The organism is Pseudomonas sp. NDM (assembly GCF_003105095.1).
Lineage (GTDB): Bacteria > Pseudomonadota > Gammaproteobacteria > Pseudomonadales > Pseudomonadaceae > Aquipseudomonas > Aquipseudomonas moraviensis_A.
In genome coordinates, this window is the sequence record NZ_QETJ01000144.1 from 1 (window position 1) to 12,693 (window position 12,693).

General features: G+C 63.8%; 7 protein-coding genes. 2 read left to right on the forward strand and 5 right to left on the reverse strand.

The window, feature by feature from the left end; all coding sequences use genetic code 11:
* Nucleotides 1-132 precede the first annotated feature (132 nt).
* Nucleotides 133-4,812: an AAA family ATPase gene (locus tag DCO47_RS21590; RefSeq protein ID WP_371919892.1), complete on the forward strand. Its 4,680-nt coding sequence runs from the start codon at nt 133-135 to the stop codon at nt 4,810-4,812.
* 242 nt (nt 4,813-5,054) lie between these two features.
* Here the strand turns inward: DCO47_RS21590 and DCO47_RS21595 are convergent, their stop codons facing one another.
* The 5 genes from DCO47_RS21595 to DCO47_RS21615 all read right to left on the reverse strand — a co-directional run bounded on the left by DCO47_RS21595 (nt 5,055) and on the right by DCO47_RS21615 (nt 11,083).
* Nucleotides 5,055-5,531: a helix-turn-helix domain-containing protein gene (locus DCO47_RS21595; protein ID WP_083352829.1), complete on the reverse strand. Its 477-nt coding sequence runs from the start codon at nt 5,529-5,531 to the stop codon at nt 5,055-5,057.
* Between the two features lie 88 nt (nt 5,532-5,619).
* Nucleotides 5,620-6,732, reverse strand: a complete 1,113-nt coding sequence (locus tag DCO47_RS21600; RefSeq protein ID WP_116658884.1) for an alkene reductase — start codon at nt 6,730-6,732, stop codon at nt 5,620-5,622.
* Between the two features lie 171 nt (nt 6,733-6,903).
* Nucleotides 6,904-9,138, reverse strand: coding sequence for a molybdopterin cofactor-binding domain-containing protein (locus DCO47_RS21605; RefSeq protein WP_116658885.1), 2,235 nt, complete (start codon nt 9,136-9,138; stop codon nt 6,904-6,906).
* A complete protein-coding gene (locus DCO47_RS21610) occupies nt 9,135-9,608 on the reverse strand; it encodes a (2Fe-2S)-binding protein (RefSeq protein WP_116658886.1) in 474 nt (157 codons plus the stop codon). Before DCO47_RS21610 ends, DCO47_RS21605 begins: the two co-directional genes overlap by 4 nt.
* Nucleotides 9,605-11,083 (reverse strand): cytochrome c, encoded by a 1,479-nt coding sequence (locus tag DCO47_RS21615; RefSeq protein ID WP_371919891.1) that lies wholly within the window; start codon nt 11,081-11,083, stop codon nt 9,605-9,607. Before DCO47_RS21615 ends, DCO47_RS21610 begins: the two co-directional genes overlap by 4 nt.
* Nucleotides 11,084-11,170: 87 nt before the next feature.
* On the opposite strand from DCO47_RS21615, the gene DCO47_RS21620 reads away from it, so the two are divergent.
* Nucleotides 11,171-12,373, forward strand: a complete 1,203-nt coding sequence (locus DCO47_RS21620) for an MFS transporter (RefSeq protein WP_116658887.1) — start codon at nt 11,171-11,173, stop codon at nt 12,371-12,373.
* Nucleotides 12,374-12,693: the final 320 nt, after the last annotated feature.

Here is a 12,693-nt window from a genome sequence, read left to right on the forward strand (position 1 = left end):
CTGCTCGCGAAAGCGTCAATTCAGCCGACATCGCCCTTGACTGACCCACCGCTTTCGCGAGCAGGCTCGCTCCCACAGAGTGCTTTATTGCCTTGGCATCTGCTGGTCGGCGCTGACGACAGTGTCAGGCTGATGGGCTTTCACACCCAGGCCCAGGAAACCCCGGACAGCGAACTGCCGAGCCTCGAACACTGGCCCTATCTGGCGCCGGAGCAGCTGCAGCGCGATGGCGCCGGGTTCGATGAACGCAGCGAGGTGTATGCGCTGTCGGCAATCATCTACGAGGCCCTGGCCGGGCGCCCGCCGCTGACCGCCCGCGACGCCTCGCAATGGTTGCATGTGCATGCCGCCGTCGAGCCATTGTCGCCGGCGCAATACATCCCCGACCTGCCGCAAGGCATTTGTCATGTGCTGCTAAAAGGCCTGGCCAAGGAGCCGGAGGCGCGTTACCAGAGCATCGAATCGCTGGCCGCCGATCTGACCTGGTGCCTGCGCCAATGGCAGAAAAAAGGCCAGATCGAAGCGTTCCGCCTCGGTGCCTTCGATGCACGGGCGACGGCTACGCGCGACGATGTGCTGTTCGGCCGTGATGACGAGCGCAAGCAACTGCTCGAACAGATCCAGCGCGTGCGCAGCGATGGCATCGCCCGCGTGCTGCTGGTCGCCGGCGCGCCGGGGGCGGGCAAGTCGACGCTGATTCAGCAAGTGCTGCGCACACAAGCACCCGGTTACTGGGCCAGCGGCAAGGTTGAACTGCTGCAAAACGACCGACCCTTCGCGCCACTGGCGCAGATTTTTCAATCGCTGATCAGCCAAGTGTTGACCAAGCCCACGCTGGCCTTGCAGGCCCTCGGCGCGCAGCTGAGCGATACCCTCAAAGGCCGTGGCCGCTTGCTGGTGGACATGGCGCCGGACGCCGAATTGCTGATCGGTACCACCGCCGAATTACCGGACATGCCGGCCCGCCATGCCCTCGACCGAGTCAATCGGGCGCTGCTCGATGTCCTCGAGGTCTTTGCGCAACCGGGGCATCCGCTGCTGTTGTTCATCGATGACGTGCAGTGGGCGGACGACTCGACCCAAGCGTTTCTCAAAGCTTTCATCGCCCGGCCGACGCGGCATTTGTTGCTGATTCTGGCCTATCGCGAGGGCAAGCTACCGCAAGGTCCGGGCAGTTGGCGCGATGACCTGCGCGCCGCCCCGACATTGCCAGTCAGCGATCTTGCATTACGGCCGCTGTCGGCGCAGGCCGTCGCGCAATTGATGGCGATCGAACTCGATGCCGACGTCGATAACCTCGAGGCGCTGGCGCGCGTCGTGCATTTCAAGACCGCCGGCAATCCGTTGTTCGTCAGCCAGGTGGCACGGGCTCTGGTGGATGAGCGTCTGCTGCGTTTCGATGCAACGACGCGGCGCTGGGTGTGGGATCAGGCCGAGGTGAACGGCTATCGCTACGCCGACAATGTGGCCGAATTGATGGTGCACCGCTTGCAGCGTCTGCCGGTCAGTGCACGCGAAGTGCTGCGTACGGCGGGTTACGTCGGTGGGCGCTGTGAAGAAGCGCTGTTGCAGCGACTGCTGCCGGATGATCCAGCGCAATTGCTGCGTGATGTGAATTACCTGGTCAGCGCCGGGTTTCTCCTGCGCGAACCGGGCCAACTGGTGTTTCCCCACGACCGCGTACTCGAGGCGGCCGCTGCCTTGACGGCGCCAGCCGGGCGCGCCGTCGAACATGCGCGCATAGCCGCCGCCATGCTCGATCACTGCGGCGAGCAGCGGCAGGCGCGGGTCTTCGACATTGCCAGTCAGATTCAGCGCAGCGACGTCAACGCGCTGCAACCACCTCGGCGCGCCGATTTCATCCAGCTGTTGGTCGAAGCCGCCGAGCGCGCCCGCGCTAGCGCCGCGGTTGAGCAGGCCGTGGAATATCTGCGCAGCGCCGAATTTTTGCTCGGCGACAGCGGCTGGACGCAGCTCTACCCGCAAGCCTTCGCGGCGCGCTGGCTGGCGGCCGATTGCGCGATGTTGCTGGCGGATCTCCCCGGCGCGCAACAGCGCCTCGATGAATGCCTCAACCACGCCGAGACCACACTGGACCGAGCGAAAACCTATCGCCTGCGCGCCAGTCTGCGCACTTTGCACTCCGATTATCACGGGGCGATCAGCGAAGCGTTGAGCGGTCTTGCGTTGCTCGATATCGACCTGCAGCGACAACCCTCGAAAGCGCAACTGGGCGAAGCGTTCGAGCGGGTTCGGCAATTGGTCGGCGCGCGACGGATCGCTGATCTGACCGCATTGCCCAAGGCCAACGAGCCGCGAATCGAAGTGGCGATGGAGCTGCTGAGCACGCTGATCGCCTCATTCTTCGTGCAGGACGATATTGCCTTTCTGCACTTGGCGAAGATGGTCGAGCTGACGTTGCTGCATGGTACGACGCCGAGCAGCGGCTACGGTTTTGCCTGGTACGGCGTGATGATCGCCGACCGCTATGGCGAATATCTGGACGGTGCCGCTTTCGCCGAACTGGCGCTTGAACTCACTGATCTGCATGGCTACGAAGCGGGACGCACCGGCACCTTGGTGGCGCTGGATCAGGTCAGCCCGTGGACCAAACCGATGGCCCACGCCCGGCAGAAGGCTTTCGCCGCGTTCGAATGCGGTCAGGCGGGCGGCGATCTCGGCATGTCGTGTTACGCCTGCAACCATATCGGCTCGGATTTGCTGTTCATGGGCGAACCGCTGCAAAACGTGTTGAACGAACTGGACGTCGGCCTGAGCTGGGTGCGGCAGTTTCACTACATCGACATCGAACGCATTCTGCTGGCGCAACAGGCGTTTGCCAGTGACCTGCGCAATGGGCCTGAGCCTCGTTCGATCGCAGAGCTTGATGCGTTGGAGCATGACCGCTTCGGCCCGCTGGATCGCGGTCGCGTTTCGCAGCCGACACTGTTCTGGAAAGGGTTGTACTCGGGCATGTCGGCGTTCTATTTCGGTGAAGTGCGCTACGCGCTGCGCCGTTTCGAAGACGCCGAGGCGTTGACCTGGTCGCTGCCGGCGCACATCGATCTGGCCCATTACTACCTGTTCTACAGCCTGGCGCTGGCCAGTCCCGATGCGCCGGGCTCTGCCGCGGAAAAATTGCAGAAACTGCAGCAGCAACGTCAGCGTTTCCTGTCTTGGGTGGAGCTCAATCCTTCGACCTTCAGCAACAAACTGCTGCTGGTCGAAGGCGCAATGGCCCGTGTGCGCGGGGAAGGGCTGGTCGCCATTCGCTGCTTCGACCAGGCGCAAATCGCCGCGGCCGCGGCCGGGTTCATCCATGAACAAGCGCTGGCCCATGAGCAATTGGCTGAAGTTTGCCTGGCAAACGGTCTGGTCTCGGGAACGCATCATCACCTGCGCGTCGCCCGCGATTGTTATGTCCAGTGGGGCGCGCAGGCCAAGGCGCGTCAGCTCGAAGCCGCGCATCCGTTTCTGGCTCGCGAGTATTCGCTGGAAACCGTAGCGCCGGTGACGCGGGTGCGCCTTGATCTGGAAGTCGGCATCGAAGCGGCGCGCGCGGTCTCGCAAGAAGTGCTGCTCGATCGGCTGGTGGAAACCTTGATGAATCACTTGATGATTCAGGCCGGAGCCGATCGGGGTGCGCTGTTGTTGGTCGCTGACGGTGAGTTGCAACTGGCCGCTGCCGCGCACGTCGAGGCGGGTAACGTGCGGGTCAGCCAGGACAACCAGCGCCCGTTTGAGCAGATCGCCCCGGTTTCAGTGCTCAATTCGACCATGCGTACGCGCACGCCGATGGTGCTCGACGATGCCCGCGCCGACTGCCCGCAAGCCTACAGCGCTGATCTGCAGCAACGGCAGGCGCGCTCGATGATGTGCCTGCCGTTGCTCAAACAAGGCGCGTTGATTGGTCTGGTTTATCTGGAAAACAGCCTGGTTCCGAAGCTGTTCAGCGCCGAACGCCTGACGATGCTGGAAATCCTTGCCTCGCAGGCGGCGGTGTCGTTGCAGACCGCGCGGTTGTACGCGCAACTGGTCGAAGACAACCGACTGCGGGCGCAGATGGAGGCTGACTTGCGCAGCTCGCGGGCGGAACTGGCGCGTAACGCGCACCTGAAAATGATGGGCGAGCTGTCGGCCTCGATCGCCCACGAAATCAGCCAGCCATTGCTGGGAATCTCATCGAACGCCTCGGCCAGTCTGCGCTGGCTCAAGCGCGACACACCGGATCTCGACGAAGCGATTCAGGGCCTGGAGGACATCCGCGCCGACAGCGCCCGGGCCACCGAGATTGTCCAGGCCTTGCGCGCCTTGGCCAAACAGGCGCCGCTGCAACGGCTGCCGCTTTCGATTGACGTGTTGATTGGCGAGGTAGTGCAACTGACGGCCAGTGATGTGCACAGTCGCAGGGTGAGCTTGCACACCCGGCTCAATGCTGCTGGCCCGGTGTTGGCGGATCGCGTGCAGATCCAGCAGGTAATCTACAACCTGATCACCAACGCACTGGAGGCGATGGCCGGGCAGGGTGTTGTGGATGGGCGGGTGGTTATCGAGTCGACGGTGGCCGATGGGCAGGTCTGTGTGTCTGTGCAGGACAATGGGCCGGGGATTGCCGAGCATCAGCGTGAGGAGATTTTCGACGCATTTTTCACCACCAAAGGCAGTGGCATGGGCATGGGCCTGGCGATTTGCCGAACGGTGATCGGCGCCCATGGCGGGACGTTGCGCGTGGAGGACAGCGAAGAGGGCGCGCGAATCTGTTTCAGACTGCCGCTGGCGCCGGACGCCAGGATCAAAAGCCCCTCACCCTAGCTCTCTCCCGGAGGGAGAGGGGATGACCGTGGTGTTTGGTCGAGGTATGCCGACCTGGGATATCTAGCCGAACCCCGGTGTTGGAAAGCCCACAAATCGGCTCCCTCTCCCTGGGGAGAGGGCTGGGGTGAGGGGTGGATTCACCGCGGGACCTACGTCGACCGCCAGCGCTCTATCACAAAAAAAAGCCGCGAAAATCGCGGCCAAAAGGGAGGAGTGAACAAAACTCTTTGGAATCCGACTCAAGGCCGCAGTTCCGTCAACCGCGCGCCTATCGTCGAGTTCAGCAGCCCATCGCTAAGCCGCCAGACATCCGCCTCAACCACCGCCACCCGCGCCCGGCACATCGCCTGTCGCCAGACCTTCGGTGGCATTCCCACCATGCGTCCAAACGTGCGCGTGAAGTGCGAGTGATCGGAAAAACCGCATTCGTAAACAATGTCGGTAATCGCCATCGAGGTCAGCAGCAAGCCCTTGGCCTTGTCGATCTTCATCTTCAGCATCCATTCCTGCGGCGAGCAGCCAGTCACGATCTTGAACGCCCGGGAAAAATGACTGCGCGACAGGTTGCAGTGCTCGGCAATTTCGCTGACCCGCAGGCTGCGGCTCAGGTCGCGCAGCATGTAGGCCTTGGCGCGGCGTTCCTGCCAGCCGGACAGCGCGCCCAAGGGGCGCGCGAGGTGGCAGGGGTGGTCTGACTTCACCGATTGCGGGTTCATGGCGGCTCTCCTGATCGATGGGCAAAGTCTCGCCGCCAGCGACATTGAAAGTCCTTAAACAAACCTTAAAAGTTATGAAGCGCAGACCTCAGGCGTGAAACGGGTAATCGACATAACCACGCTGATCGCCGCCGAAGAAACTGCTCGGATCCGGTGTGTTCAGCTCAAGGCCATCGTGCAACCGACGTGGCAGGTCCGGGTTCGCCAGGAATGGCCGGCCAAAGGCAATGATGTCGGCGCGATCAGCGCTCAAGGCCTGTTCGGCGGAGTCGGCGTCGTAACCGCCAGCGAGGATCAGCACGCCGTTCCAGGTCTGGCGCAACTGGGCGATGATCGCGTCCCAGCGCGGGTCGAAGTTCTCGTCCTTGACCGTGCCGACCATGGCCGGCTCGACCAGGTGCAGGTAGGCCAGATTCCACTGATTGAGCGCTTCGACCAGATAACCGAAGGTCGCTTCAGGCGTGTCATCGCCCATGCCCATGAAGCGGCCCATTGGCGTCAGGCGCACGCCGACGCGTTCGGCACCGACTTCGTCAGCGACGGCGGCGACTACTTCCAGCAGAAAGCGCGCACGGTTTTCCACGCTGCCGCCATAGGCGTCGTTGCGCTGATTGCTGTTGCTGTTAAGGAATTGATCGAGGAGGTAACCGTTGCCGGCATGGATTTCCACGCCGTCCATGCCAGCGTTCAAGGCGTTACGCGCGGCGCGGCGATAGTCTTCGACGATGGCGGCGATTTCCGCTGTTTCGAGGGCGCGCGGTACCGGCACATCACCCCACACGCCATTGCCTTGTTCATCGACGATAAAGGTCTTGCCCGGCACAGGCAGTGCGCTCGGTGCCACCGGCAAACCGGCGTCAGGCTGGAAGCTCGGATGCGAGACCCGGCCGACATGCCACAGCTGCATGAAGATCAGGCCATGGGCCTCGTGCACCGCCGTGCTGACTTCCCGCCACGCCTGCACTTGTGCATCGGTGTAGATCCCCGGCGTCCACGCATAGCCCTGGCCCTGTTGGGAAATCTGCGTGGCCTCGGTGATGATCAGCGCGGCACTGGCACGTTGGCGGTAGTACTCGGCGTTCATCGCGGTCGGAACATCGCCCGGTTGACCGGCTCGCGAGCGCGTCAGGGGCGCCATCGCTACGCGGTGGGCAAGGGTGTAAGGGCCGAGGGCGATCGGTTGGAACAGGCGACGGGTCATGGGTAGCTCCGGATTTCGATGAGTAGGGTTCAAGCGCGGCAGCCAGGTGCCGCGTGCTGTGCAGCTAACTTAACCGGGGGTGGCCGGGCTGATAATCCGTGGCCGGCGCTACGCAGTTTTGCGCGCAGCGCAACGGCACCCGCACTCATCCATGACGAGCGCGGGCGTGATTCAGGCGGGTGGGGTCGAGCGGGTCAGCGGCAGGTTCAGCCAGCGCCGGCCCGTGGCATTGCTGACCGCGTTGCCGAGGGCGGCAGCCATTGGCCCTTGAACGATTTCGGCGGCGCCGAGGAAGGGTTCGCCCGGTTGATCAAGCAGGTGCACATCGACCTTTTGCGGCAATTGCGTAAAACGCAGAATCGGATAACCGCTCCAGTCGTAGCTGCGAATACCGCCGGCGTCGTAGGCGACTTTTTCGTAGAGCGTCCAGCTCGCCGACTGGACGATGCCGCCCTCGACCTGATTGCGCAGGCCATCAGGGCTGACAATCTGGCCGACGTCGACCGCCGTCACCACATGATCGACGCGGATCTCGCCGGTCTGCGGATGCACCCGCAGTTTCACCGCGAGGGCGCAGTAACCCATGATGTTCTTGTAGCGGGCGAAAGCAAAACCGATCCCCGCGCCGGGTTCACTGGCCTTGTGTGGCCAACCGATTTCGTCACGCACGCGCTCTATGACGGCACGGGCGCGCGGGTCGCTCAGATGCGTCAGGCGCAACGCCACCGGGTCGAGCCCGCTCTGGATCGCCAACTCATCGATACCCGCCTCGATGGCGAAGATATTGATGTGCGCGCCGAGCGAACGCATGGCCGAGGTGCGGAAGGGCATCGTCGTGACGAAGTTCATGTTGATCCGCGTCGCGCCCAGTTCATACAGCGGCACCGCGTTGCGATCGCCGTCACCTTCGGGCTGGGCGATCGGCACCGAGGGCGCCGAGGTGAAGGGTTTGGCCAGCAAGCGTGCCGGCAGCAGGCGCCCGGCATTGACGATGCGTTCGTTGTGCGGCGTGGTCCACAGCTCGTAGTTCCAGTCCTGCAAACGGCCCTGACTGAGGCCAGCGTCGACCTCGGTGACCATCGCCGAACTGTACGGCTCCCAGAGATTTTCCTGCTCGCGCATCCATTGCACGCGCACCGGCGTGCCCGGCAAACGCATGGCGATCAATGCCGCATCGGCGGCGGCATCATCGGCGCCGTTATGGCCATAGCAGCCCGAGCCCTCGGTATGAATGCAGCGCACACGCTCCGGCGGCAAACGAAGCATTTCGGCGATGCCGGCGCGCAGCGGATAGACGCCCTGGGTGTGAGTCCAGACCGTGAGCAGGCCATCGTTGAACCAGGCCACCGCGCAGGACGGGCCGATCGAGCCATGCATCAGATACTGCTTGGTCACTCGCGCCTTGAAGCGTGTCTCGCTTGCGCCGCCGGGATTGCCGTTGTTGCTGATCGGGTAGCGCTTGGAGGGCAATTGCTTGAGCAAATCGTGAATCCCGGCGGCTTCTGGAATCGCCTCGCCGCCGCTCCACTTGGCGCTCTCCATGCCGCTGCGCATGGCCTTGATCGCTTGCCATTCATCACGGGCGACCACGGCTAGATAGTTGCCGTCGCGGATCACTTTGACCACGCCGCTGAGCGCTTCAATCGATGCCGTATCGAATGCCTGCAGCGTGCAGCCGGGGCGCGGCGGGCGAATCACTCGCGCGTGCAGCATGCCCGGCAGGCGCATGTCCTGCACGAACGCCGCGCCGCCGCTGACCTTGGCCGGAATGTCCAGACGCGGCAGGTTGTGCCCGATCAGCTTGAAGTCGGCCGCCGCCATCGCCGGTGATTGCGCCTTGGCGTATTGGTGCACATCGACATGCCTGACCGCGTCGGCGTACGCCATGCGTTGCCCGCTCGGGCCTTCGATAATGCCGTCGCGAGTGCTCAGTTGCGCAGCGTCGACTTGCCAACTGCGCGCGGCGGCATCGACGAGCATTTCGCGCACCTGCGCAGCGGCGTTGTACAGCGCGGTGCCGCTGTCGAAAATGCTGTGGCTGCCGGCGGTGTAGCCTTCGTTGGGCGTCAGTGCGGTGTCGGCGGTGAGCAAATTGACGGCGCTGGCCGGTACCTGCAAACGCTCGGCGGCGATTTGCAGCAATGCGGTTTTCACCCCGGTGCCCAGTTCGACTTTGCCGGTGTACACGGTGATGCCGTCGGCGCCGATGCGAATCCACGCGTCGAGGTAAGGGTTGGTGCGCAGACTGCCGGGTAGATCGGGGGCCAGCACCACGGTGCCGAGGGTGTCGACTTCGGTGTCGGCCAAGGCCCGCCGCGCTACCGGCATCAGGGTGAAGGCCATCAACAGCGCGCCGCCGCGCAGGAACGCCCGGCGGCTGGGGTTCAAGCCATTTGCTTCGCTCATGTCAGGCTCCCGTCGTGTCCGGCCACCTGTTTGATCGCCTCGATGATGCGCAAGTGCGTGCCGCAACGGCACAGATTGCCGGCCATGTGCTCACGAATGGTTTGCTCGTCCGGGTGCGGATCGCGTTCAAGCAACGACTGCGCGCGCATCAGCATGCCGGCGATGCAGTAACCGCATTGCGCCGCCTGCTTGTCGATGAACGCTGCTTGCAGCGGGCCGGGTTTCTCGGCACTGCCGAGGCTTTCCACGGTGCGGATCTTTTTCCCTTCAAGGCCGGCGCATGGCGTCAGGCAGGCGAACACCGGCTTATCGTCGACGATTACCGTGCACGCGCCACACTGGCCCAGGCCGCAGCCGTATTTGGCGCCGTTGAGGTTCAAGTGATTGCGCAATGCGTACAGCAGCGGCATGTCCGGTTCCAGCTCCAGCGCTTGGGCGGCTCCATTGACGGTGAGAGTGATCTGGCTCATTTCGTCTCCTGACGTAACGCTTCAATAGTGGACGAGAGGTCGGCCCAAGGTTGGTCGGGTCTGGCTTGTTCGCGCAGGTACGCGGCGAGTGCACCGAGCTGGGCGTTGTCGAGGCTGGCGGCGAACGGCGGCATCACCGGGCCGGGTGCGCCGGGAATGGCGGGCACGCCTTCAAGCACGGTCTTGAGAAAGTTGCGCGAACTGGCCGCTTGCAGGGCCGAGGTGTTTTGCAGACCGGGGCGTCCGTCGATTTCACGCATCGGTGCGGCGGGTGCGTGACATCCGGCGCAGGCGCTGCTGAAGAGCAGGGCGCCGCTGCTGTGATCCGCTGGACTGCTCGGCTGCTTTTTCGGCGTGGTTTCGGTCACTGCGTGGGGGCTCTGCAGACTTAACAGGTAGTCGGCGATCGCCTCGGCTTCACTGGCCGGCAAGCGCGCCAGACTCAGGCTGACCGGACGCATCGGCCCGGCGGGCGTGCCGTGGCCATCGACGACGTCGGCGCGCAGATAGCCGACCAATTGCTCGCGATTCCATGGATTGGCGCGTTGGCCGAGGCCGACCAGCGCCGGGGCCTCCCAGCCATCGACGCTGCCGCCCTGCAGATATTCCGAGGATTTCTCCGCGCCGATCAGGTTCAGCTGCGAATGGCAGCCGGCGCAGTGGCCCGGGCCGTCGACCAGGTAGCGTCCGCGATTCCATGCCGCGCTGTGTTCGGCCAGTGGCGTCAAAGGCTCGCCATGCAGAAACAGCAGGTTCCAGAACGACACCAGCGGGCGGATGTTCATCGGGAAGTTCATCTGGTTCTGCCTGGCGGGGGCGTGTACGGCGGGGCCGCTCATCAGGTAGGCGTAGGCATCGGCGATGTCCGCTGCGCTCATGCGCCGGTAGTGCACATAGGGAAAGGCCGGGTAGAGAAAGTGGCCGTCGCGGGCAATGCCTTTGCGCATCGCCCGTTCAAATGCCGGCAAAGACCACTGGCCGATGCCGGTCTGCGCATCCGGGGTGATGTTGGTGCTGTACAGGGTGCCGAACGGCGTCACCAGCGGCAGCCCGCCGGCCAGGTATTCGCCGCCGGGGCGGGTATGGCAGACCGCGCAGTCGCCGGCCTCGACCACCCGCGCGCCGCGTTGCAACTGCGCGCTATCGAATGACGTGGGGCGTTTGATCGGTGCGATCGCCGGGCGCCACATCAGTGCGACGGCGACGCTCAGGCCGATCACCGCGAGCACAGCCACGCTGATCCACAGGGTTCTGGATTTGAGTAGTTGGCTGTTCATGGTTGGCAGAAAAACGCGGCGGGCAGTGGCAGGACGAGTGAAGTGCGGGTCATGGAAACGCTCCTTGTAGCAGCCGGGGAAGGGCGCCGATGCGGACGTCTGCGCCAGGGCCAAAGCGTAGAGAAGACGCTTGCGGCAGAGAATCACCGGCCCGCGCAACAGCGCGTTGCGCCAGAAGCAACGTTGCGCTCGACGCATCAGTGCGTTGCCCCTGGTACGGATTCTCGCCGCCGCCGGGTGACCGTAGCCTTGGCACCACTTTCCCGAACTCAACGAGGTGTCACCATGCTTACGGGCAACCCTGCCGTTGCGGCCCCGGCCGAACAGCCTGCTTCACTCTCCGGCCTGATGGTCGCGTTTCTGGCCTTCTGCTGCGGCGCGGTCGTCGCCAACCTGTATTACGCGCAACCCATCGTCGAACTGATCGCGCCGCAGATCGGCCTGTCCAGCGCCAATGCCAGCCTGATCGTCTCGCTGACCCAATTCGGTTATGCGCTGGGTTTGTTGCTGCTGGTGCCGCTGGCCGACCTGATGGAGAACCGCCGTCTGGTAGTCGGTTTCACCCTCGCTGCCAGCGTGACGCTGCTGTGCGCTGGCCTGACCCATTCGCCGTCGCTGTTTCTGATCTTGTCCTTGCTGATCGGCCTGACCTCAGTCGCCGTGCAGATTCTTGTGCCGCTGGCCGCGCATCTGGCCCCGGAAGCCAGTCGTGGGCGCGTGGTCGGCAATATCATGAGCGGCTTGCTGCTGGGGATTTTGCTGTCGCGTCCGCTCTCGAGTCTGTTGGTCGAAGTGTTCGGCTGGCGCGGGGTGTTTTACAGCGCGGCGGCACTGATGGCGGTGATCGCGTTGATTACCGCTGTGGCATTGCCGCGTCGGGTGCCGACGCACAAAGCCACTTACGTCGCGTTGATTGGTTCGGTGTTTGCCCTGGCTCGGCGCTTTCCGGTGTTGCGTCAGCGTTCGCTGTATCAAGGCTTGCTGTTCGCCAGTTTCAGCCTGTTCTGGACCCTCGCGCCGATCGAGCTGATGCGTCATCACGGTTTCAGCCAGGCACAAGTGGCGATCTTTGCGCTGGTCGGAGCGGTGGGTGCGATTGCCGCGCCGATTGCCGGACGTCTGGCCGATGCCGGGCACGGTCGTCGCGGTACCCTGGTGGCGTTGCTGCTGGCACCGTTGTCTCTGTTGATCGCCGCGCTGCCGGGCAGTGGTTATGTGTGGCTGGTGGTGTGTGCGGTGCTGCTGGACTTTGCCGTACAACTGAACATGGTGCTCGGCCAGCGCGAGGTCTACGCCCTCGACCCGCACAGCCGCGCCCGTCTCAATGCGGTGTACATGACCAGCATCTTCGTCGGCGGCGCTCTCGGCTCACTGGTCGCCAGCCCGCTGTACGAACACTTCGGCTGGAACCTCTCGGCCATAGCCGTGGCGGTGCTGCCGGCACTGGCGCTGGCGTTGTTCCTGGGTCAGAAAGCTGACCGCAGATGAATTTCAAAACAACACAAAACCCATGTAGGAGTGAGCCTGCTCGCGATGGCGGAGTGTCAGCCAATACACATGGCACTGAGAGGCCGCTATCGCGAGCAGGCTCGCTCCCACAGGGTTTTCGGTACACCGCGTGATCCCTGACCCACCCCAAAACCATTGTAGGAGTGAGCCTGCTCGCGATGGCGGAGTGTCAGTCAATACAGATGGCACTGAGAGACCGCTATCGCGAGCAGGCTCGCTCCCACAGGGATTGCGCGACACGGCCTGATCCCTGACCCACTACAAAACCCGTGTAGGAGTGAGCCTGCTCGCGATAGCGG